The sequence below is a fragment of the Streptomyces malachitofuscus genome (assembly GCF_055571035.1).
The window spans coordinates 81,172-101,760 of sequence record NZ_JBVIGA010000026.1 but is presented as its reverse complement, the minus strand read 5'-3'; the positions used below and the strand labels follow the sequence as shown (position 1 = coordinate 101,760).

Annotated in this window: 20 protein-coding genes and 2 pseudogenes; 6 read left to right on the top strand and 16 right to left on the bottom strand. The window is 70.5% G+C overall.

Features of this window, described 5'->3' with window-relative positions; translation table 11 throughout:
• Nucleotides 1–56: 56 nt before the first annotated feature.
• The 3 genes from ACZ44S_RS31410 to ACZ44S_RS31400 are packed head-to-tail and all read right to left on the bottom strand — an operon-like array spanning nt 57 to nt 3,472.
• A complete protein-coding gene (locus tag ACZ44S_RS31410; protein WP_466934975.1) occupies nt 57–2,000 on the bottom strand; it encodes a S41 family peptidase in 1,944 nt (647 codons plus the stop codon).
• Nucleotides 1,997–2,767 (bottom strand): hypothetical protein, encoded by a 771-nt coding sequence (locus tag ACZ44S_RS31405; RefSeq protein WP_466934972.1) that lies wholly within the window; start codon nt 2,765–2,767, stop codon nt 1,997–1,999. The genes ACZ44S_RS31410 and ACZ44S_RS31405 overlap by 4 nt, the downstream gene beginning before the upstream one ends.
• Before the next feature lie 18 nt (nt 2,768–2,785).
• Complete coding sequence (locus tag ACZ44S_RS31400) at nt 2,786–3,472, bottom strand: M23 family metallopeptidase (RefSeq protein ID WP_466934969.1); 687 nt, start codon at nt 3,470–3,472, stop codon at nt 2,786–2,788.
• Between the two features lie 203 nt (nt 3,473–3,675).
• On the opposite strand from ACZ44S_RS31400, the gene ACZ44S_RS31395 reads away from it, so the two are divergent.
• On the top strand, nt 3,676–4,446 hold the full coding sequence (locus ACZ44S_RS31395) for an AfsR/SARP family transcriptional regulator (RefSeq protein WP_466935094.1): 771 nt from the start codon (nt 3,676–3,678) through the stop codon (nt 4,444–4,446).
• Nucleotides 4,447–4,502: 56 nt separating this feature from the next.
• Here ACZ44S_RS31395 and ACZ44S_RS31390 read toward each other — a convergent pair whose 3' ends face one another.
• Nucleotides 4,503–6,590, bottom strand: a complete 2,088-nt coding sequence (locus ACZ44S_RS31390; protein WP_466934967.1) for an endonuclease — start codon at nt 6,588–6,590, stop codon at nt 4,503–4,505.
• A gap of 396 nt (nt 6,591–6,986) precedes the next feature.
• Here ACZ44S_RS31390 and ACZ44S_RS31385 point away from each other — a divergent pair, with 396 nt between their 5' ends.
• Nucleotides 6,987–7,565 carry a dihydrofolate reductase family protein gene (locus ACZ44S_RS31385; protein WP_466934964.1) on the top strand — a complete coding sequence of 193 codons (579 nt, stop codon included), beginning with the start codon at nt 6,987–6,989 and terminating at the stop codon, nt 7,563–7,565.
• Here the strand turns inward: ACZ44S_RS31385 and ACZ44S_RS31380 are convergent.
• The 3 genes and pseudogenes from ACZ44S_RS31380 to ACZ44S_RS31370 form a co-directional block, all read right to left on the bottom strand.
• The gene (locus tag ACZ44S_RS31380) at nt 7,547–8,257 is read right to left on the bottom strand and encodes a helix-turn-helix domain-containing protein (protein WP_466934961.1); all 711 of its coding nucleotides are present in this window, start codon (nt 8,255–8,257) and stop codon (nt 7,547–7,549) included. The two genes, ACZ44S_RS31385 and ACZ44S_RS31380, sit on opposite strands and share 19 nt — an antisense overlap.
• A gap of 110 nt (nt 8,258–8,367) precedes the next feature.
• Nucleotides 8,368–8,601, bottom strand: a pseudogene (locus ACZ44S_RS31375) (TIGR00341 family protein); the annotation flags it as partial.
• A gap of 16 nt (nt 8,602–8,617) precedes the next feature.
• On the bottom strand, nt 8,618–9,610 hold the full coding sequence (locus ACZ44S_RS31370) for a GlxA family transcriptional regulator (protein WP_466934958.1): 993 nt from the start codon (nt 9,608–9,610) through the stop codon (nt 8,618–8,620).
• Between the two features lie 128 nt (nt 9,611–9,738).
• Here ACZ44S_RS31370 and ACZ44S_RS31365 point away from each other — a divergent pair, with 128 nt between their 5' ends.
• Nucleotides 9,739–10,701, top strand: coding sequence for an NADP-dependent oxidoreductase (locus tag ACZ44S_RS31365; protein ID WP_466934956.1), 963 nt, complete (start codon nt 9,739–9,741; stop codon nt 10,699–10,701).
• A gap of 433 nt (nt 10,702–11,134) precedes the next feature.
• On the opposite strand, the gene ACZ44S_RS31360 is transcribed toward ACZ44S_RS31365, so the two are convergent.
• The 4 genes from ACZ44S_RS31360 to ACZ44S_RS31345 form a co-directional block, all read right to left on the bottom strand.
• Complete coding sequence (locus ACZ44S_RS31360) at nt 11,135–11,440, bottom strand: hypothetical protein (protein ID WP_466934953.1); 306 nt, start codon at nt 11,438–11,440, stop codon at nt 11,135–11,137.
• A gap of 148 nt (nt 11,441–11,588) precedes the next feature.
• Complete coding sequence (locus ACZ44S_RS31355; RefSeq protein ID WP_466934950.1) at nt 11,589–11,882, bottom strand: MGMT family protein; 294 nt, start codon at nt 11,880–11,882, stop codon at nt 11,589–11,591.
• Nucleotides 11,882–12,409: a DUF488 domain-containing protein gene (locus tag ACZ44S_RS31350; RefSeq protein ID WP_466934947.1), complete on the bottom strand. Its 528-nt coding sequence runs from the start codon at nt 12,407–12,409 to the stop codon at nt 11,882–11,884. Before ACZ44S_RS31350 ends, ACZ44S_RS31355 begins: the two co-directional genes overlap by 1 nt.
• Nucleotides 12,410–12,504: 95 nt before the next feature.
• Complete coding sequence (locus ACZ44S_RS31345; RefSeq protein WP_466934944.1) at nt 12,505–13,632, bottom strand: PP2C family protein-serine/threonine phosphatase; 1,128 nt, start codon at nt 13,630–13,632, stop codon at nt 12,505–12,507.
• Between the two features lie 251 nt (nt 13,633–13,883).
• Here ACZ44S_RS31345 and ACZ44S_RS31340 point away from each other — a divergent pair.
• A pseudogene (locus tag ACZ44S_RS31340) lies at nt 13,884–14,959 on the top strand (hypothetical protein).
• Between the two features lie 10 nt (nt 14,960–14,969).
• Nucleotides 14,970–15,635: an MSMEG_1061 family FMN-dependent PPOX-type flavoprotein gene (locus ACZ44S_RS31335; RefSeq protein ID WP_466934942.1), complete on the top strand. Its 666-nt coding sequence runs from the start codon at nt 14,970–14,972 to the stop codon at nt 15,633–15,635.
• 40 nt (nt 15,636–15,675) lie between these two features.
• Here ACZ44S_RS31335 and ACZ44S_RS31330 read toward each other — a convergent pair whose 3' ends face one another.
• The 5 genes from ACZ44S_RS31330 to ctaD all read right to left on the bottom strand — a co-directional run bounded on the left by ACZ44S_RS31330 (nt 15,676) and on the right by ctaD (nt 19,169).
• On the bottom strand, nt 15,676–16,176 hold the full coding sequence (locus tag ACZ44S_RS31330) for a GNAT family N-acetyltransferase (RefSeq protein WP_466934939.1): 501 nt from the start codon (nt 16,174–16,176) through the stop codon (nt 15,676–15,678).
• Nucleotides 16,177–16,326: 150 nt separating this feature from the next.
• Complete coding sequence (locus tag ACZ44S_RS31325; protein ID WP_466934936.1) at nt 16,327–16,896, bottom strand: cytochrome c oxidase assembly protein; 570 nt, start codon at nt 16,894–16,896, stop codon at nt 16,327–16,329.
• The gene (locus tag ACZ44S_RS31320; RefSeq protein ID WP_466934934.1) at nt 16,893–17,030 is read right to left on the bottom strand and encodes a DUF2243 domain-containing protein; all 138 of its coding nucleotides are present in this window, start codon (nt 17,028–17,030) and stop codon (nt 16,893–16,895) included. The genes ACZ44S_RS31325 and ACZ44S_RS31320 overlap by 4 nt, the downstream gene beginning before the upstream one ends.
• Nucleotides 17,031–17,085: 55 nt before the next feature.
• The gene (locus ACZ44S_RS31315) at nt 17,086–17,460 is read right to left on the bottom strand and encodes a hypothetical protein (RefSeq protein ID WP_466934931.1); all 375 of its coding nucleotides are present in this window, start codon (nt 17,458–17,460) and stop codon (nt 17,086–17,088) included.
• Nucleotides 17,457–19,169, bottom strand: a complete 1,713-nt coding sequence (gene ctaD, locus ACZ44S_RS31310) for an aa3-type cytochrome oxidase subunit I (RefSeq protein ID WP_466934928.1) — start codon at nt 19,167–19,169, stop codon at nt 17,457–17,459. The genes ACZ44S_RS31315 and ctaD overlap by 4 nt, the downstream gene beginning before the upstream one ends.
• Nucleotides 19,170–19,393: 224 nt before the next feature.
• On the opposite strand from ctaD, the gene ACZ44S_RS31305 reads away from it, so the two are divergent.
• Nucleotides 19,394–20,584, top strand: a complete 1,191-nt coding sequence (locus tag ACZ44S_RS31305; RefSeq protein ID WP_466934926.1) for an NAD(P)/FAD-dependent oxidoreductase — start codon at nt 19,394–19,396, stop codon at nt 20,582–20,584.
• Nucleotides 20,585–20,589 lie beyond the last annotated feature (5 nt).

Below are 20,589 nucleotides of genomic sequence, written 5' to 3'. Positions count from 1 at the left end.
CGGGATTCAACAGTACTTCGACCACCTGCACGCCGAGACGTGACGTGGCGTCCGCATCAGGGAAGCGCCTGTGTCCTGCTGGCGACCAACCGGCCCGCCTCGTAGCCGTCGATGCGGGCTGCGCGAGCGGGCGCCGCGGCGGGAACCGACACCTCTGCCTGGTCGTCGACGAGGTCGACCGACGCCTGGGGACGCTGGTCGACGTAGACGTCCAGGCGATCGACGTTCGCCGTCTGCAACGTGAGCTTCACGGATCCGTCGACCGCGACGACGTCCGTGACGGACACGGTGTGCGGCTCCCGGTCCTTGAGCAGCAGTCCTGCCCGGTCGAAGAGGTCGGCGTTGTCCTCCAGGAGGTCCCGGCGGGTCATCCGGTGCAGTTCGTCGGGGACGACGCCCAGGTCCTCCACGGGAGTGCCGGACAGGGCACCGACCCGAAGGGTGCGGCGGATGGACACGCGCATGCCGGCTCGCTTCGGCAGTGGCGCGTAGGGCGTGTCCCGGTCGCCTGCGAGGAGGTCGGAGAGGAGTTTGTGGGTCCAGACGTTGGCTCCGCCGGCGCCGGTGTTCTCGTCGGTGCCGAGCACAGGGCCGATCCCGTGGTCCTGGAATCCGGCGGCGAAGATGTCGGTGGCCGAGTAGCAGCGCGCGTTGGTGATGAGCACCACCGGCCCGAAGTACTGCTGCCCGATGGCGTTCGCGCCGTCCTCGGGACTGAGGGGGAAGGCGCTCGAGAAGGTCGCCCCGGTTTCGACGGCCTGCTCCATGGAGGGGACCCAGGCACCCAGGCCGACGCCGGAGGAGTCCTGATGCCTGCGGCAGATGCGCAGGTTGAGCGGGGTGTTGATGAACTGCACCGGCTCGGGGACGATCCGCCGGGGGGTGAGGACCTGCAGGGCGAACTCGGCCGCGTGGATGTGCCCGCCGCCGTTGTCACGGACGTCCACGATGAGTCCGTCCTGGGGCAGTCGGCCGATCAGCCGGACGAACTCCCGGAGGAACGACACCGGGTCGTCCACGCCGAACGTGAAGATACGGATGTGGCCGAACCGTCCGGAGGACGTCGTCACCTGCTGGGCCTTGAACACCTTGGGCATGGTCGTGGCGATCTCGTCCCCGCGCAGCTCGGGTACCGGTTCGTCGGCCCGGATGGCCTCTTCCTGCGTGACGACCCGAGGGGCGAAGAGCAGAATCTTGGCCCGGCCGGTCTCGTCCGCGTCGAGGTCCAGACCCTGAGCCAGGGCTGCGGTGCTGATCGTGTCCGCGTCCACCATGGGAGGCAGGTTCTCCACGATCCTCCAGTTCTCCCGCAGCTCGTGCGGTGTGCCGCTGTCGTCGAGGTAGCTGACGGTCACCCACTCCTCGAAGGGAGGCAGGTGGATGCGCAGCGGTCGTACGGTGAGTGACTGAACGCCCCGGCTGCGCCGGGCGGGAGCGTTGCTGCCGGCGAACCGGGCCGCGTTGAGGTCGACGGCTGCCGAGATGGGGATGCCGCTCCAGTGCGTGATCTCGGCGCCGGGGACGAAGCCGGGTGCGGAGAAGCCCTCGGCCACGTGCGTGACCATGAAGTGCGGTCCCTGCGCGTCCGTGTACTGCTCGACGAGGAAGGGCAGGAAGGCGATCCTGTCCGCGAAGGGCTCAGGAAGCAGGTAGTTGGTGTGCAGGTCACGGACCGAGTGGAAGATCTCCGACATCTCGGCGTGGAAGCTCCACTCCGGAGGCATCGTCTGCGGGGTCTGCCGTTCCAGGCGCCGGCGCAGCACGCGCAGGCGCTGGACCGGATTCACGGCGTGCATCGCGGTCTTGAGCGGCAGGTGGACATAGTTCTGGTCCAGCAGGACGAGTGCCTGATCGACGATGAGACGGCGCTCCTCCGGAGTGAGAGTCCCCGCCTGTTCGAGGAAGCTCCCCAACGGACGTGAAGCGGCGAGGTGGGAGCGAACCGACTCCGCGGCATGCCGGATGAAGTCGGGTGTGGTGTCTTCGGTCAGGGCCGTCATGATGTTCCTCCGGGAGCCTGGGTCGAATGGAGTCGAACGGTTCCTCCGGCTCCGGTCGCCGGTACTCGGCCGCGGCGTGTCCAAGGCAGCTGACCGTTCACCGGCAGGAGGTCGAAGAAGTGGTGCTCGGCGGCCGGCTCGTAGCGCAGGAGCGCCGCGAAGCGGACCACGCGGACGCTCACATGGTCGATGGCCTCAGGCGCGGCCTCGTCCAGAGACTCACGGACCGTGCCGTGCCAGTAGCCCGCGTCGGTGAGCGGATCACCGGTGGGCTCCTGGGCGGCTCCGGACGAGTGCACGCTCACGGGCAGGTACAACCGTGTGACGCCCTTGTCCGTGCACGCCCCGGCGAGCTGCCTTCCCGTAAGCCCCTCCCTGCCGTGCAGACCGGGTGCGAACTGTTCCAGCACCGTCAGAAGGGGCAGTTCCCCCACGCAGGCCCAGCTCTGCGGGAAGGCCCCGCCGCGGGCGTGCCCGCCTTCGCCGCTGTCCCGGACCTCGTAGGAGCCGCCCGCACCGCCGGGATCGGGCCGGGGCCTGTCGTTGAAGTACGCCCAGCGCCAGCCCTCGGTCCTCCCGTCGGCGTTGCCCGCCGCGGCACCCTCGGCCCAGGCATGCATGTAGTCCGGATCGCGGACACTGGGTGTCCGGGGAGTGTGCGGGGGTGAGCTGATGCCCGCGTCGTAGCCGTCCTGCCAGCCCCTGACCTCGACGGGTACGAACACTCCGGGCTCCGTGGGAACCGGGTGGGGATTGTGCTGAGTCATGAAAGCTCCCGCGACTGCTCACCAGCTCGGCTTCGCCACGTTGCCGTAGGACCAGCTGGAGCCCTTGGACATCTCGAAGTGGAGGTGCGGCCCGGTGGAGTTGCCCGTCTTTCCGACCGCGCCGAGCCGCTGACCGGCGGAGACCTTCTGCCCCGTCCTCACCTGGCGCTGCGACAGATGACAGTAGGTGTAGACGTGGCCGTTGTCGGCCTTCAAACCGATCCACTGGCCGTACGCCCCGCCCTTGCTGTTCGACCAGGCGATGGTGCCCTTGCGCACCGCGACCACGGGAACGCCGGAATCGGCGGCGAAGTCCTGTCCGGTGTGCCGTCCGACACCGTCGGGCTTCCAGGCGTAGGGCCCTCGGGCGAAGAAGCCGAAGGTGACCTTGTGGCCGGGGACGGGCGACGGCACACGACCCTTGCCGGAAGTGCCGCTGAGCCCGGTGCCGGGTGCGGCACCCTTGCAGTCGACGGCGAAGCCGGCACGGCGGCCGAGCGCGGTCAGCGACGTGCAGCCGGGGACACCGTCGGCGTCGGTGAGGCGCTGGGCGAGTTGTTCGGCCCGATAGGCTGCTTTGGTCTCCTTGCCGAAGAAGCCGGTGGCTCCATTCGGTATTTTGTGGCCGCGGGCGATGAGCGCCTTCTGCACGGTGCGCACATCCTCGTTCCTCTTGCCGAACTGGACATTGGACAAAGCGACCATGGCGAACCCGTGTCCTTTCGTCGCTCAGGGCGTCACCGCGCGTGGGGGAAGTCGCCGACGGATCTGTCACGTTCGACGCTACGGAGTCGGCGTCAACGCGACGTCATCCTGACGTCATCGGTTGCAGAGGGCGGATTCGGGCCCGAAACTGGTAAGGGACGGCGTTCGGAGGCGCGCTCACGCAGCACCCTGTGAGCGAGGCGATGAGGTTGGTGTCCCCTCCCCAGTTGCGGTTGCTCGGCCAGTTCCGGCTGGAACTCGGCACCGGCACCGTCGAACTGTGCCGCAACGGGCAGCGGTTGCTGGCGTTCATGGCGCTGAGAGGCCGGGTCCCCCGCACGGTCCTCGCCGGCACGTTGTGGCCCGAGGTGACCGAGGAGCATGCCCGGGGCAGCCTGCGCACCACCTTGTGGAAGATGCCGCACGGCGAGCCGCCCCTGATCGGGTGCTGCGGCGACTCACTGCTGGTCACCTCGGCCCTGCACGTCGACGTCCACGCCCTTCAGCAGACGGCGCTCGACGTGGTGGAGGACTGCGGCCCGTCCTTCCGCACCCGGCCGCCCCTGAAGCTCCTCACAGGTGAGGATCTGCTGCCGGGATGGGACGAGGACTGGGTCCTGCTGGAACGTGAACGCTTGCGGCAACTGCGCCTGAACGCACTCGACATGCTGGCCGAGGCCTTGATACGGCAGGGCAGAACGGCGCTGGGGATGGAGGCCGCCTGGGCGGGCGTCCGTGCGGAACCCCTGAGGGAGAGCGCGCACCGGGCCATCGTGTCGGCGCATCTGGCGGAGGGCAACGTCAGCGAGGCCGTGCGCCATTACAACGCGTTCTGCCGGTTGTTGAGCAAGGAACTGGGTGTCGCCCCCTCGCCGCGGTTCGCCCGGATGCTTCCCGAGCGACTCGCCGTGCGGGCGTCACTCTGCGGCGGCGACCTGCCTCGTGGGGACGGGCTGCGAGGCTGGTTCCGGTAGGCGCCGCGCCCCGTGGTGTGCCGGGCCTTTGCGTTCAGGGCCATACGCCGCTGCGTTCAGGGCCATACGCCGGTGAAGTCGATCTCGCGTGCCCACTCCGGATGGTCTATCAGCGGGTTCCGGTTTCCCTGGACCTCCGCGACGGCCGCATTGCGGTGCAGTTCGTACTCGGAGACCGGCTCGCTCTCGTGCCACCGCAGCAGGACCGGCAGCCGGTCCTCGGGGAACTCGCGCGCCACGTCGCCGACCTGTCCCGGGTAGCGGAGGAGGAAGTACAGCGTGGCACGGGCGACCGCGCCCTTGCCGTCCTGCGGTTCGAAACCCGTGCTCTCCCGCATCCCGCAGGCGTCGCGGACCGCTTCCTCGAAGTCGGGGAAGTCGGCGTAGGGGAAGTTCCCACGGAAGCTGTTGCAGCCGACCTCGCACGCGAACAGGTGATGCAGGTCGCCCCGCATCGGCTCCTGCTTCGCGAACCACGACTGCGGCACCACGTGCTCGCAGTTGAACGGCAGGGATGCCTCCAGCGCGTCGAACTCCGCCTCGAACTCGGCCGGCCCCGCCGTGCTCTCCTGGAACATGAATTCCTGCACCCTGGCCAGGCGGGCCTCTGCCACGGCCGCGTCGGAGCGTATGAGCTCCTCGGCGGAGAAGTCCTTGCCCGAGTAGATGCTGCGCAGCCGGCCGTCCTTGTGCAGGTCGACCCAGGGGTAGACCAGCCTCATCGGCTTGTACCTCGGCTGGGGCCCGTGGGTCTCGGTCAGCAGCGTGGTCAGCGCGCGGCGCAGCGCATCACCGTCGCCGGTGCCGACGTGCGCGTAGTACGCCTCGCGGGCGGCGTGGTCCGCGGTCCGGTCGTAGTAGGGGCGTTCCTGCGCGAGCCGGTGACTGGCCAGGGCCGCGTCGACGTCCTTCTCCACGGCGGTCATGACGTCCGGGCGTGCGGGCGGCCGGGGTGCGCCGCCCGGCATGGCGGGGAGCGCGGGCGGCGGTGCCGAGGGAGCGGTCCGCGCAGCAGGGGCTGTGCCGAAGCCGACGGTGATGCGCAGCGGCAGGGTGAGGTGGACGGTGCCGTCGGCCACGTGCGTCCGTTCCTGTGTCTGTGCCGGTGATCCGTCGGTCCCCTGCAGCGTGGGCCCGCCGTTGGGGGAGGGCGACGGAAGGGCGCTCTCCGTGGGGGGCGGAGTCAGCCCCGTCGTGAACACCTCGTCCCGCAGCCGGGCCGCTTCACCGGACAGGGGCACTTCGTGCAGGGCCCGCAGCACGCGACTGATCCGTACCCCCTCGTTGGCCCGCCAGGCCAGTTGCTGCTCGCCCATGTCCGGCCGCCACACGGTGCCGTCGACGCTCAGTGGCCGGCCCGCGGCGTCGGTCTTCGGGACCGCCGAGTGGTGGAGCGCGACGACCTCCCACTGATCGTTGAAGACCGCGGAACCCGAGGAGCCTTCACGCGTGTCGGACTCGTAGTGCAGGAACCGTTCCAGCACGTCGACGATCTGGTTCTCGCGCAGAGCGATCTGCTTGGGCTCGCCCCGCGGGTGCTGGATGATGTTGACGAACTCTCCGACGACGACCTTCCCCTCGGCCTCGCTGAGGACCAGCCGGCCGAACGACGACAGGTCCTCGCCCTGCACACCGCGCGGGGTCACAGCGACGAGGGTGTAGTCCAGCGCGCGGTCGGTGACGAAGAACCGCAAGGGCTCCAGCGCGAAGACCGCCGGAACGAGCGGGCTCCCGTCGATGCCGTCCTGGAACGCGAACGCGACCTTGCTGCGGCCGGCCTCCTCCGTGCCGCGCAGCACGTGGTTGTTGGTGAGCAGCAGGCAGGGGGACACCATGAATCCGGTGCCGTGCCCGCCTCCCGGCCCGCTGATGGTGATCCGGCCGACCGAGCGGGCAGCCCGGGCCCCGTGCTCGAGGAACGCGACGGGAGTGAGATTGTTGCGGCCGATCAGGCGCTCCAGTCCCAGCACTTCACTGGTGAAGGTCTCCGGGGGAAGCTGAAGGGTGCTGCCCGCGCTGCTGGCGGGTTCCGTCGGCGTCCGCTCGATCGCCCGGACCATGGCCCAGTCCGCGCCGAGACGTGCCAGCCGCTTCTCGACCCGCTCGGGTTCGTCCGCGTAGAGCGGGCCGCGTGTCGCGACCACGGACTGGTTCCGTTCGCGCCGTTCGCTTCGGTTCGCATACCGCGCTGCGGCCATTGTCAGCTGTGACAGATAGTCCGACTCTCGATCGGAAGCGAGTTCCGCCGTGGCCATGATCCGCCTCCTGGCCTGTTCGATGGTGGCGGTCGTGTCGGAGACACGGTTACTGGGGGGGCAGACGGGACGGCGCCCGGTTGTATGCGCCGGCTCTGCCGGGGCGCACGTATCACGTATGAGGTACGGCGCCACATGCGCACAGTGCTTCCTGCTATCGATGCTTGCAGACAAAAGGTGCATGTGCAAAGGAAAGGCCGCTGTCGTTTCTGTCCAAGACGGCCGCCGTGTCCGCGAATTAGCGTGAACCCGGCAGTTGGCCATCCGAGCCCGAGGAGACGCGCCATGCGCAAGTTGGTCTACACCGGTTTCATGTCGCTCGACGGCGTCGTGGATTCGCCCGGCGGCGGGCCGGGGGAGGAGCACCGCAGTGGTGGTTGGGTGTTCAAGGACCTCGACTTCGTCGAGGAGGCCTGGTCGCTGAAGGGCGAGGAGCTCGCCGACACGACGGCGCTGATGTTCGGCCGCCGCAGCTACCAGGCTTTCGCGCCTGTCTGGCCGGACTCTCAGGACCACGCCGCCTACAAGGAGTTGCCCAAGTACGTGGTGTCTACCACGCTGCCCGACGACGCCCTCGTCGACGGGTGGGGACCGACGACGATTCTCCGCTCGACGGAGGACGTCGCCGCCCTCAAGGAGCAAGAGGGCGGCGCGATCTTCATCCACGGGAGCGCGGAGCTGGCCCGACGGCTGTCCGACGAGGGTCTGATCGACCAGTACAACCTGCTGGTGTTCCCCGTGCTGCTCGGTGCCGGCAAGAGCCTGTTCGGCCGGGCCGACCGGGCCAAGCAGATGCTTGCGCTGCGGGAGACGGAGAACTACTCGAACGGGATCCTGAAGCTGGTCTACGACGTCAGGCGCTGATCCACATCGAGGGCGATCGAGCCGCCGGCGCCCTCGCGCAGCTGTCGGGCGGTGCGTCCGACGTAGGAGCGCAGCGCCCTGGCGAGGTGCGGCTCGTCGAAGTATCCGAGCTTGGCGACGACGTCGCCGGCCGGGTCTCCGGCCGCCAGGAGTTCCGCCGCCGTGCGGGCCCGCTCGATCTGTCTGACCGCGCCCCGCGTCAGCCCGGTCGCGGCGCGGAACCGGCGTTCGACCGTGCGCCCCGAGACGGCCGGGCGGTGGCCCCGCAGCACATCGGCGACGAGCGGGTCACGGACCACGGCCCCGGCCTGGACGAGACGCTCGACCAGTGCCTCGGCATCGTCGGGGCCGGGCGTCTCCCAGCGCCCGCCGTCCAGCCGGAACGTGCGCCGAGTGGTGTCGGGGAGTTCGATGCCGCCGTCGACCAACGCGGGCATGGGCACCGTCCGCAGCGAGGTGCCCAAGGCGAACTCGATGCCCACGAAGTGCGCTCCTTCCGGCACCGGTGCCGTGCCGGTACGGGTCTCCGGACCGGTGACGCCCGCGCACGCCCGGCCGTCCTGTTCCCAGAACACCAGGCCCAGGCGTGCTCCGGCCACCGACGTCATCGCCGTGACCTGAGCGCTGGTGCATGTCCACACGGTGTCGACCCACGGGGAGTCGGACCGGCGCGTCTCGAACCGCAGTCCCACGGGCGCAGGGTACGCCGCGGGAGCGCCGTCGCGGCAACCGGCTTTCTCTGCGCCGCTGTCTTTCGCAGATCGACGGTCCAGGTCTGGCTGGTGAGGTCGTGGCCGAAGCAGAGCGCGATGCCCATGATCGGTGTCGACAGCGGTGCGATGATCATCGCGTCGATCACGGTGGCCGTCGAGTCCGTGAGGACACCGGCGGCCGCGATGGCCGAGGACAGCGTCAGCATGCTCCAGAAGGCCGAGCGCCTGGACGTGGTGTCCCCGGACGACAGATCCAGGTCCTTGGCCGGCTCGTCCGGCGAGCGACGCCGGGAGGGCGGCAGAACGTGGGCGCGGACTGACACCGGCGCGCGGCCCGGGCTACGAGGCGGGACGTACCGCTTCCGTCGGGCTCGGAGCGTTGTGGGCCCGGCGGTAGGCCAGCGGTGACAAACCGAGGTGGGTGTAGAAGTGCTTGCGCAGTGCGACGGCATCGCCGAACCCGCTGACGGCGGCCACGCGTGTGACGGTCAGCTCGGTGGACTCCAGGAGACGACGCGCCTGGTTCAGCCGGCACTGCAGCAGCCATTGCTGAGGGCTGGTGCCCACCTCGTGGCGGAACCGCCGGGTGAAGGTGCGCACACTCATGTGCGCGTGCCGAGCGAGGTCGTCCAGCGTGAGGGGCTGGTCCAGCCGGTCCAGCGCCCACTGGCGGGTGGCCGAGGTGGAACGGTTCGTGTCCTCCGGCACCGGATACTCGATGAACTGCGCCTGGCCGCCCTCGCGCCACGGTGCGACCACGCACCGGCGTGCCGCCGCCCCGGCCACCGCCGCCCCGTGGTCCCGGCGGATCAGGTGCAGACACACGTCGATGCCGGCTGCCCCGCCGGCCGCGGTCAGGATGCGGCCGTTGTCGACGAACAGGACGTCCGGATCGAGCACGACCCGCGGGAAGAGCCGGGCGAACGGGTCGCAGAGCGCCCAGTGGGTGGTGGCTCGCAGACCGTCCAGCAGCCCGGCGGCGGCGAGCAGGAAGGCCGAGGTGCACAGGCTGACGACGCGGGTGCGGGGGCTGATCCGTGCGAAGGCCGCGGCGACGTCGTCGGGCAGTTCGCCGGTGGCGAGCAGACGCTCTTCCGGCTCCTGGGTGGCGACCACCACGGTGTCCGCACGTTCCAGGAAAGACTCGTCGTCGTCCACGACGATGCGGAAACCCTCACCGGTGCGCACCGGCCTGCCGCCGAGCGAGCAGGTCCGCACCGAGTACAGCGGTGCTCCGTCAGGACCGCGGGCCGCGTTGAACACGCGTGCGGCGATGCCGAGGTCCATGGTCAGGACGCCCTCGAGCGCGAGTACGGCAATGCGGTGCACCATGGCCCGAATGGTACGACAGGTGGCCCTCCGGCCACTCACGGCGTTCCCGGCGCGGGGGCGAGGCTGTGCTCATCGGGCCCGTCCACGGTCCGAGGCAGACACACACTGCGGACACGAGCGAGGAGAGCATGAGCGAGCACACCATGCGTGCGGTCACCGTCGGCGAATTCGGCGGCCCCGAGGTGCTGACGGTGGGACAGGTCGCGCGTCCCGCACCACTGCCCACCGAGGTGCTGGTGCGCGTGCACGCCGCCGGGGTCAATCCGGTGGACTGGAAGACCCGGGCCGGACAGGGCATGGCGGGACTGCAGACGCTGCCGCTGATCCTCGGGTGGGACGTCTCCGGCGTCGTCGAGGAGGTCGGCTTCGGCGTCACCACGCTGGCACCCGGTGACGAGGTGTACGCGATGCCCTGGTTCCCGCGCCCGGCCGGCGGTTACGCCGAGTATGTGACGGCCCCGTCGCGCCAGTTCGCGCGCAAGCCCGCCTCGGTCGGGCACGTCGAGGCCGCGGCCCTGCCGCTCGCCGCGCTCACCGCCTGGCAGGCCCTGGTCGACACGGCGCACGTCCAGGCCGGTCAGCGGGTTCTGGTGCACGCCGGAGCCGGCGGAGTGGGACATCTGGCGGTGCAGATCGCCCGGCATCTCGGTGCCGAAGTGGTGGCGACCGCCCGTGAGTCCCGGCACGCCTGGCTCAAGGAGCTGGGCGCCCACGAGACGATCGACTACAGCCGGCAGCGCTTCGAGGACGTGGCCGGTGAGGTCGATGTCGTCATCGACCTGGTCGGCGCCCAGGAAGCCACCGATGTCCGTTCGGTGGCGGTGACCCGGCCCGGCGGCCTGGTCGTCTCCGTCCCCGGCGGAGTCTCCGCAGAGCTCGCCGACGCGGCCGCGCGGGCCGGGGTGCGCACGAGCCCCGTTCTGGTCGAGCCGGACGGCGCGGCCCTCACCACCATTGCCGGCCTGGTCGACGCGGGCGCGCTCCGCGTGGAGGTCGAGCGCGTGTTCCCGCTGGATCAGGCAGCCGAGGCTCACCGCCAGGGGGAGACCAACCGCACCCGCGGCAAGCTGGTACTGAACGTGTCCGAGTGACCCGCACCGCCGGGGCGCCGCGGACCGGCCGCACCGGTCTCGACGTCCCGGCCCGGGAGGCTCAGAGGCCGTCGCAGAAGTCACAGGCTCGGCCAGGTCCTTCTCCACCTCGGCGCCCACTTCGAAGACCTGGCGCCGGCGGTGGTGTGCCCGGGTGACGGCTGCGGCGAGAGGGGCGTAGGAGGAGTCCCCGCAGCAGGGCGGCCTCGGCCAGGTCGCAGGCGCCCGCGAAGCGGCACAGAGCCTGCTCGCCCTCCTTGCCCGGCCGGCGGAGCCGTGACCACCGGACCCCTCCCGCGGGCGGGCGTGACGGGCGGGGGAGGGGCGACGGGGCCTGGTACGGCAGATGCTTGCATGTACACGCCCATAATGGACCGTTCGCCGACGGGTCCCGCCACGGCCGGTCGCAGCTCCACCCCTGGCTGCGACGCTCTCAGCGCCAGTCGCCGACGAGCCAGGCGACGAGACGAGGGCGACCTGTCCAGGGCTCGCACGGTACGACCCCGTCGATGGAGACGATGTCGGTGGTGAAGACCTCCCCGAACTGTCCGAACGACCGGTTCAGGTCGTCGGAGACGTCGCCGGGCTCTCCGACCGCCGGCACATCGTAGGTGGCCGCCACCTCGGCCGTGGGGCAGCCGACGTGGGGGAGGGGCTGGCCGAGATACCAGCCGCCGATGAAGACGGCGTACAGAACCGCGGCGACGCCAAGTCGGCGCGGCGTTATCCAGGTGGGCACCACGGCAGTGTTCCACACGCGCGGAATTCGACGGGTGCGGCCCGGACTTGCCGAAGAGCAGGGAGACGTGGGCGTCCAGAGCCGCGACGGCGCGCGGACGGGAACCGGTGGCTCCCCGACGACTGGGCCCTCACAACGCCCTGGGCGGTCACGCGGGCCATCGGTGCCGCGCACGGGCCATGTCCACCCGCTCACCACGCATGGGTGTCCCGTCCTCGCGCAGCAGTTCGGGCGCACGCCCGCCGTGACAGGAGGCGGGGGTACCGTCGGCGTACACCACACGCCACCACGGCACGTTCTCGTCCAGCAGGCTCATGGCGCGTCCCACCTGCCGCGGGCCGGCACCGATTCTTTCGCCGACGTCGCCGTACGAGGCGACCGAACCGGGAGGTATGCCGGCGACCGTCTCCCGGACGTCCTCGACCAGGTGCGAACCGGGCATCAGCCGGCCGGGGGATAGGTCAGGGTGCCGTTGCTGACCTTCGCGTGGGGACTCAGGACGGCCGGCTTGGCCGACGTGCTCGACATGATGTGGACGACCTCCGTGCCGGAGACGATCAACGCGTCCGTGATCAACCGGCGATGGCAGCGCCAAGGCACCGCTTCACTGCACATGATCGCGGGCCGTTCGTGCCGGGCCAGTTCCCGCAGTTCGGCGAGCCCCTTCGCGAACGCTTCGGTGCTCATGTGGTCGGCGTAGTCCCGAAAGGCCTTGACCTGCCATGCCCCGTTCACACTCGGCACGCCTGCGGGCGTATGACGGCGGCCTCCCAGCTCACGGATCCAGCGGTACCCGATGTCGGGTGGCAGGGCGTCGACGACGGCGGACTGGTTCCACTGCGGGTGCTTCCTGGACGAAGGGAACGACCGGACGTCGACCAGGCAGGTGACCCCGTTCCCTCGCAGCAGGCCGAGCACTTCGTCGAAACTGCGTGTCGAGTGCCCGATCGTGAAGACGCGGTCCGTCATCGTCGGTCCTGTCGCTCCTGATCCCATACCGGACGCTTCGCAAGCCCGTGTCTGCCGGGTTCCCCGTCACGATCCCCGGACACCACGGACCCTTCTCACGGCAGCCGGTCGACCAGGATCATGGCCACGTCGTCCGTCAGGCGTCCTCCGGTGTGGCGCAGCAGCGCCCGGTGCAGTTCTTCCAGGAACTCCTGGGGCGTCGTGCTGGCGCGGATCCGCTCCATGGTGTGCTCCAGCGGGAAGAAGGTGTCGTCGCGGTCGCGGGCCTCACTCACACCGTCGGTGTAGAGCAGCAGACGGTCACCGGCCACGAACGGATAGCTGTCCGCCCCGCCCACCGGGCCGTCGGCGAGATCCTCCAGGCCCAGGGGTGGCAGGAACGACCCGGGCAGCAACGTGTGCACCCTGCCCCGGCGCAGCAACAGCGGAGGTACGTGACCACGGTTGACGATCTGCACCACGGGTTCGTCCGACACCTGGGCCATGGCGGCGGTGACGAACCCTTCCGCGCGGATCTCCTGCGAGTACGCGCCCTCGACGGCCACCTCCCGCCGCAGGGCGGCCGAGCAGTGGTTCATGGCCTCGGTCAGCTCGTCCTCGTAGTGTGCGGCCTCCCGGAAGGCGCCCAGTACGACACCGACCGCGCGCATCGCCGTGAGCCCCTTCCCGCGGACGTCCCCGACGATCAGCCGGACTCCGTACCGGGTCGGCACCGCCTCGTACAGGTCACCGCCTATCTGCGCCTGCGTCCCGGCCGCGAGACTGAGGCTGGCCGCCCGCACCGGGCCCAGCCGCGCCGGCACCGGCCGCAGGACGACCTCCTGGGCCGCCATGGCGATCCGCCGTACCTGTTCCAGCTCGCTCAGCCTGCGCGTCTGCACCGCGCCGCTGGTGATGTAACCGGCGACGGAGACGAGGGTCAGCGCCGAGAAATTGGTCAGGACCTGGAGCGTGGCCCAGGAGTGGTTGTACGTGGCGGTGATGACGCTCACCGCCACGGCACCGGCCGCGGCCGCAAGGGTGCCCCTGGGCCCCAGGGTCACCGCCGCGAGAGCGGGCATGGCGGTGAGCAGAGGACCGGTGTAGATGAAGTGCGCCGGTGTGAGCTCGACGACCAGGACGACCAGCGCGATCAGGAACGGCAGCCACTGCAGCAGCGTGATGAGCACCCGGCCGTGCCCACCGGCTTTCCGCCGGCGCGGCGAGCGATGTGCCAAGCGCATGCGTCCAGCCTGCCCTGCCGCGGGACGCGGCTCCACTCATCTCCGGCCTCGGACGGGGGACCCCGCGGGTCCACCGATCTGATGACCCGGACGGCGACCGGTCGGCACGTCGCGTCCAGCCGGTCCGCCGAGGGCACGGGGCCGGCCCGGGACCGGATGGGGTGCCGGGGCGGGACATCAGGGACGCCCCACACCGACGTCCGGCCCCAGCCGGACTCGACGGGCCGTCGACCGCCACCAGGAGAGCCGCCATGACCCCGCACATCCGTGCTCCGCGCGAGGCCTCCGCCCTGTTGCGGACGCCGCTGCCGAGGCTCCCGGACCGCACGGTGAGCCGCCTCGCGGCACCGTGCCGCGTGAGCAGACGCACCGCCCGCATCCTCGTCCTCACGTTGGCCTCAGCCGCACTGCTCGCCGGCTGCACGTCCGCGGGGACCTCGCAGGGGTCGGACGCAGAGGGCGGCTTCCCGTCCGCCTCGGCGCCCGCGACACACGGCTCCGAGCCGGCCGGCCCGCCCCCCGAGGGCACCCTCCTGATCACGGACGTCGGCGCCGACACCGTCACCTTCGTCGACCCGGACAAGGGCCCGTTCGACTCGGTGACGGTCGGCGAGGCACCTTACGGCCTGGTCGTCGGCGGGCACGTCCACGTCGGCGTCAACGTGCCCTCCGGCAACGGCATCCTCGAGACCATCGACACCACGACCCGTGAGGTCACCGGAACCACCGAGGTGGGCAGGCGCCCGTTCGCCGTCGACGCCTCGGAGGACGGCCGCGAGGACTGCACGACCCACCACGACTCCTTCGACGTCACGGTTCTCGAGGTGAGCTCGGGCGCCACCCGTCGCCTCGAGGCCGCCCCGTACGGCACCGAGGGCGGGCTCGGCTCCTGGCTGAAGCCGCGCCACACGGCCGTGCGCCCCTCCGACGGCAGACTGCTGCTGCCGTTCGAGGGCGAGCGGCTCGTCGTACTCGATCCGGCCACGGCCGTTCCACCCCCGAGCGGATGACGGCGGACATCCACCAGCACGCGTCGTCCTCACCCCCTCCGGCCTCCTCCTGGCCGTCGGCACCGGCCCGATCGACCCCTCCCGGGACGACGGCCCGTCGCTGACCGTCCGGAACCAAGGACGACAGGGACAGGGTGATCCCGTCGGAGGGGCCGCACGAGTACGTCGCCGTCTTCGCGGACGAGCGCACCGCCTACGTCACAGGCGGCCTCACCCGCGACGGCTACGGGAACGGCATCACGGTCGTCGACTTCGCCGAGGGCGACACCCGCCGACTGCCGGCGGGCGAACGGCCCGTGGGCATCGTGGTCCTTTAGGGTCACTCGTATGACGATCGACACGGGGGCCGCCGGCGCGCTGTTCGAATCTCTCCGGGCGGACGCACTCACCGGCCCGGACCAGCTGCGCGAGCTCTACCCTCAGCCGAGTCCGCAGGCGCTCCGCAAGGAGACCGATCACCTGACCGAGGAGACCCGCGCGCTGATCGGCTGTTCCTCGCTCGTGTTCATCGGCAGCGCGGACGCCGAGGGAAGGGCGGACGTGACGCCGCGCGGCGGCCCGCCCGGGTTCGTCTCGGTGCTGGACGAGCGGACCTTGGTGATCCCCGACGCGACCGGCAACAAGCGGCTCGACACCCTGCACAACGTGCTGCAGACCGGACGCGTCGGTCTGCTCTTCCTCATCCCCGGACGCCCGACCACACTGCGCGTCAACGGCCGTGCCTGCGTCTCGGCGCGTCCGGAGCTGCTCGCGCAGCTGACGCCCGTCGGCAAACCGCCGGTCGCGGCGATCGTGGTGGAGGTCGAACAGGCCTTTCCGCACTGTCCCAAGTCGCTGATGCGCGCCCATGCCTGGCAGCCGGAGCAGTGGACACCCGCCGACGCCCAGCCGACCAGCGCCGAGGTGACCCTGGCCCAACTGAACGTGCCGGGCCTGACCGTCGACCAGATCGAGGAGGCCGAACGCGAGTCACTGCGCCTGCGTTACGAGTGAGGTTCAGCGGGCCTCGTCGCTCGCGCCACGGGAAGGCGCTTCACGGATCGAGCGTCAGGTCGCGCTGATACCAGGTGCCTGGCTCACCGCTGAGGTGGGCCGGGTCAGCCGGTCCGGTGGGGACGAACCCGGCCTTGAACAGCACCCGTTGAGACGGGGCATTGGCGTGGCTCGCGGACGCCCGCAGTGTGCGCAGCCCATGCCGCGTCACCGCCAGCCGGCACAGCTCCCGCACACCGGCGGTCGCCACGCCACGGCCGGACACGTCCTGTGCCACCCGGTAGCCGACCTCCGCGGTGCCGTCCTCGATGTCGACCAGATTGAACCTGCCCAGCACCGAGCCGTCCTCCGCGACCAGTATGTGGAAGGCACAGATCCCGGCCTCCTGCTCGGACAGCAAGGCGTCGTACCGGTCGGCGAAACGGTCGAAGAAGGCGTCGCCGCGGTCGGGGACCGAGCGGGCGAAGTACCCGCGGTTCGCCAGCTCGAAGGCCAGGACCGCCGGGGCATGGTCGGCATGCAACTGCTTCAGCTCGGGCACCGCTCGACTCTACCCAAGCGTCCACGGGCCCGGCACCGTCGCCGTTCGGCACGTCCGGTCGCCGCGTACCAGGAACCGGCCAGGACGGTGGCCGGCGCGGCTTCGACCAGGTCGCCGCCGTAGTACATCACCTGCGCCCCGGTGTGCAGGTCAGCCGCAGTGAAGTCGGTGCCGGGCGGCCCCACCGCGTACATGCTCTTGGCGAGCACGGCATGCGCGGCGCACATGGATGTGGATCAGCGCGTTGAGCCACGGCACGTGCTGCGACGAGGTGAACACCTCGGTGCTGTACAGCAGCCACAGCCCTCCGACGTCCAGCAGAGCCGCCGACGGAGGGAAGAGGAGTCGACCCGCCCCGCGGGAGTGGGCCGGCGAGAGGAGACGCCGGCGCCCGGCGCCGGGCGCCAGGGTACGCAGGAGCAGGGTCAGGGGGCGGGCGAGGACGAGCAGCAGCGGGGCCGTCATGCCGACGATCAGGTGCTGCACCATGTGGCCGGTGAAGGGACCGCCGGGAAGCGGTCCCGCCGCCGCCCATGCCGGCCCCGCAGCACCGGCGGTGAACGACACGTCGCGCCACCACGGCCAGGCGTCCCCGCGGCGCCGCAATCGGACCGCCGCCGAGGCGTAGAGGACGGCCGCCCCCAGTGAGGCCGCCGCGGTGACCAGCTCGGCAGGACCGGGGACCGCGGCCGAGCCGGGGTGCACCTGCGCGAGGATCACGGTTTCGACCCGGCCCGGCCGCGGCGGGCCGCGCGGCGGGCCAGTGCCAGGCCGATCGCCAGCAGGACCAGGCCGCCGAGGTTCCATGCCCAGTCGTAGGGAGTGACATCCACGCCGTAGCGGATCTGGTGCACGCTGAGACACACGATCCGGCGGGGTGGGGGCCGGATCCCGCACAGCGCCTCGTGGTCAGCGCGCCGCCCCGACGAGCACGCCGCCGACGCCGGCCGCGCAGGCCAGCATGCAGGACGCCCAGACGGCGTGGCGCCTGAGCAGGCTGCGACGCAACTCCTGGTACCGGTCCTCGTACTCCCGGCGCAGTTCGTCGGCACGATGCACCGTCGCGGTGAGCATCCTGCGGGACAGGGCGATGCGGTGCGCGATGTAATGACGGGTCAGTTCCTCCGCCTGCGCGGTTGTCAGCCAGGGAAGTGAGGCGCACAGGCGCTGCGCCTCCCGGTCTGCCTCGGTCCGGTGCGAGCGGGCCATCAGGAAGCCCTCCGCCTCGGCCCCCACCCCCGCCGCGACGCCGGGAGACGGACGACGGGCGCCACCGCTGGTCACCTCCGGTCACCCTTGTGACCGCCGGGGTCCAGCGCGTCCCGCTGACCCGTGCTTTCCGCCTGGTCCAGGCCGGCGATCCAGGGGTGGTGCATGTCGAAGGCCGGAGATTCGGACCGGACCTTGGGCAGGGTGACGAAGTTGTGCCGGGGCGGTGGGCAGGAGGTGGCCCACTCCAGGGAACGTCCGTACCCCCAGGGATCGTCGACCTCGACGCGCTCTCCGCTCCTGGCGGTTTTCCAGACGTTGTAGAGGAAGGGCAGGGTGGAGAGGCCGAGCAGGAACGCGCCGATGGAGGAGGCGGTGTTGAGTGCGGTGAAACCGTCTGCCTCGAGGTAGTCGGCGTAGCGGCGGGGCATGCCCTCGGCTCCGAGCCAGTGCTGGATGAGGAACGTGGTGTGAAAGCCCACGAACAGGGTCCAGAAGTGAATGTACTCGAGGCGGGTGTCGAGCATGGTGCCGGTCATCTTCGGCCACCAGAAGCTGAATCCGCCGAACATCGCGAACACGATCGTGCCGAACAGCACGTAGTGGAAGTGGGCGACGACGAAGTAGCTGTCGTGGACGTGGAAGTCCAGCGGCGGTGAGGCGAGCAGCACGCCGGTCAGGCCGCCGAAGAGGAAGGTGACCAGGAAGCCGATCGCCCACAGCATGGGAGGTTCGAAGGACAGGGAGCCTTTCCACATGGTGCCGATCCAGTTGAAGAACTTCACGCCGGTCGGGACGGCGATGAGGAAACTCATGAAGGAGAAGAACGGCAGCAGCACGGCGCCGGTGGCGAACATGTGGTGCGCCCAGACGGTGGCGGACAGACCGGTGATGGTGATCGTGGCACCGACGAGACCCATGTAACCGAAGATCGGCTTGCGGGAGAACACAGGGATGATCTCGGTGATCACACCGAAGAACGGCAGGGCGAGGATGTAGACCTCGGGGTGGCCGAAGAACCAGAACAGGTGCTGCCACAGGACCGGCCCGCCGTTCGCCGGATCGAAGATGTGCGCGCCGAACTTCCGGTCGGCCTCCAGCGCGAGCAGGGCGGCGGCCAGCACCGGGAAGGCCAGCAGCACGAGAACCGACGTGAGCAGCACGTTCCAGGTGAAGATCGGCATCCGGAACATCGTCATGCCGGGGGCGCGCATGCAGATGATGGTGGTGATGAAGTTGACCGCGCCGAGAATCGTGCCGAATCCCGCCAGCGCCAGCCCCATGATCCACAGATCACCGCCGATCTGAGGGGTGCGGTCGATGCCGCTGAGCGGCGTATAGGCGGTCCAGCCGTAGTCGGCCGCGCCGTCCGGAGTGAGGAAACTGCCCAGCACGATCAGGCCGCCGAGGGCGAACAGCCAGTACGAGAACATGTTCAGCCGTGGGAACGCCACGTCGGGGGAGCCGATCTGCAAAGGCATGATCGCGTTGGCGAAACCGGCGAATGTCGGCGTCGCGAACAACAGCAGCATGATCGTGCCGTGCATGGTGAACGACTGGTTGTACTGCTCGTTCGACAGCACCTGAAGGCCCGGTCGCGCCAGTTCCGCCCGGATCGCCATGGCGAGTACGCCCCCGATCAGGAAGAAGACGAACGACGTGATCAGGTAGAGATGGCCGATCTTCTTGTGATCGGTGGTGGTCAGCCAGGTGACCACCACGTGGCCCCGCCCCCGGCGCTCGGCCACGGGCACCGGAGCCACGGGCTCGGTGTGGGTCGCCATCACAGTCCTCATTCGGTAGCAGCTCAGTGCGGATCCGGCTCTGTGGACGGTATTCCTCGCCAGGGGCGGCCACGCCCGCAGCCAGCGCCTCTGTGGGCCGAGCGGCCGCACGCTCCAGTCGTCCGAGTGATGTGTGGTCGGTGACCGGCGTCACATCCGACGTCTGTCAGGAATCGGGCGGCGGTCTCGTTCAAGGGGCACGCGAACGAGACAGGAGCAGCGTCATGAAGCACCGCATCGTGGTACTGGGCGCCGGATATGCCGGAGCCTTCGCCGCCGGCAATCTGGCCCGTCGGCTCTCGCCGGCCGACACCGAGATCACCGTCGTCAACGCCGTGCCCGAATTCGTCGAGCGGATGCGCCTCCACCAGCTCGCGACCGGACAGGCCGTCCCGTTCCGTCGGCTCGCCGATGTGTTCGCGGGCACCGGGGTGCGGTTGCGCGTGGCGCGTGTCACCGGCATCGACCCCGGGCGCAGGACCGTCTCCGTTTCCGGCGAGGAGGGTGACGACGAGCTGACCTACGACACCCTTCTCTACGCGCTCGGCAGTTCCGTCGCCCACCACGGAGTCCCCGGCGTGGCCGAGCACGCCTTCGACGTGACGGGCCGGTCCTCGGCGTTGCGTCTGCGCGAGCACCTCGCCGGTCTGGGGAAGGGCGGCACCGTACTGGTCGTCGGTGAGGGACTGACCGGCATCGAGACCGCCACCGAGTTCGCCGAATCCCGGCCCGACCTCTCGGTCGCGCTCGCCGCCCGCGGGGAGCCGGGCGACTGGCTCTCCCCGAAGGCCCGCCTCCACCTGCGCCAGGCCTTCGACCGGCTCGGCATCACCGTCCACGAGCACACCCGCATCGAAGCCGTCGAGCCGACCCGGGCGATCGCCGCCGACGGTACCTCCATCCCGGCCGACGCAACCGTGTGGGCGGCGGGGTTCGCCGTGCACCCCATCGCGGCGGCCGCCGGACTGGAGGTGACGGAGACCGGCCGGATCGTCGTCGACCCGACCATGCGCTCGGTCTCGCACCCGGACGTGTACGCCGCCGGCGACTCCGCCTACGCCATCGGCGAGAACGGCCGGCCACTGCCCATGTCGTGCGCGTCGGCCGGGTTCACCAACATGCAGGCGACCGCCGCGATCATCGCCCGCCTGACGGGCGGCGAGGTTCCGGTGACCGGGCTGAAGTACTACGGCAACCACATCAGTCTCGGAAGGCGGGACGCGATCTTCCAGATGGTGGACGGGGACGCCCGGTCGAAGCGCTGGTACCTGGGCGGCCGGACCGCCGCCCGGCTCAAGTCGGGTGTGCTCAAGGGGGCCGGGTGGGGGATCGCCCACCCGACCTTCGGGATGCCGAAGCGCAGGCGCCGCCTGGGGACCGCCGCCGAGCGGGCCGGTGTGAGGGCTGCCGCCTAGGCTGT

What these genes read in the sequence shown, in the direction of transcription:
- ACZ44S_RS31410 (WP_466934975.1), bottom strand. Translation starts at nt 2,000, where the DNA reads ATGACGGCCCTGACCGAAGACACCACACCCGACTTCATCCGGCATGCC.
- ACZ44S_RS31405 (WP_466934972.1), bottom strand. Translation starts at nt 2,767, where the DNA reads ATGACTCAGCACAATCCCCACCCGGTTCCCACGGAGCCCGGAGTGTTC.
- ACZ44S_RS31400 (WP_466934969.1), bottom strand. Translation starts at nt 3,472, where the DNA reads ATGGTCGCTTTGTCCAATGTCCAGTTCGGCAAGAGGAACGAGGATGTG.
- ACZ44S_RS31395 (WP_466935094.1), top strand. Translation starts at nt 3,676, where the DNA reads ATGAGGTTGGTGTCCCCTCCCCAGTTGCGGTTGCTCGGCCAGTTCCGG.
- ACZ44S_RS31385 (WP_466934964.1), top strand. Translation starts at nt 6,987, where the DNA reads ATGCGCAAGTTGGTCTACACCGGTTTCATGTCGCTCGACGGCGTCGTG.
- ACZ44S_RS31370 (WP_466934958.1), bottom strand. Translation starts at nt 9,610, where the DNA reads ATGGTGCACCGCATTGCCGTACTCGCGCTCGAGGGCGTCCTGACCATG.
- ACZ44S_RS31365 (WP_466934956.1), top strand. Translation starts at nt 9,739, where the DNA reads ATGAGCGAGCACACCATGCGTGCGGTCACCGTCGGCGAATTCGGCGGC.
- ACZ44S_RS31355 (WP_466934950.1), bottom strand. Translation starts at nt 11,882, where the DNA reads ATGCCCGGTTCGCACCTGGTCGAGGACGTCCGGGAGACGGTCGCCGGC.
- ACZ44S_RS31350 (WP_466934947.1), bottom strand. Translation starts at nt 12,409, where the DNA reads ATGACGGACCGCGTCTTCACGATCGGGCACTCGACACGCAGTTTCGAC.
- ACZ44S_RS31345 (WP_466934944.1), bottom strand. Translation starts at nt 13,632, where the DNA reads ATGCGCTTGGCACATCGCTCGCCGCGCCGGCGGAAAGCCGGTGGGCAC.
- ACZ44S_RS31335 (WP_466934942.1), top strand. Translation starts at nt 14,970, where the DNA reads ATGACGATCGACACGGGGGCCGCCGGCGCGCTGTTCGAATCTCTCCGG.
- ctaD (WP_466934928.1), bottom strand. Translation starts at nt 19,169, where the DNA reads ATGGCGACCCACACCGAGCCCGTGGCTCCGGTGCCCGTGGCCGAGCGC.
- ACZ44S_RS31305 (WP_466934926.1), top strand. Translation starts at nt 19,394, where the DNA reads ATGAAGCACCGCATCGTGGTACTGGGCGCCGGATATGCCGGAGCCTTC.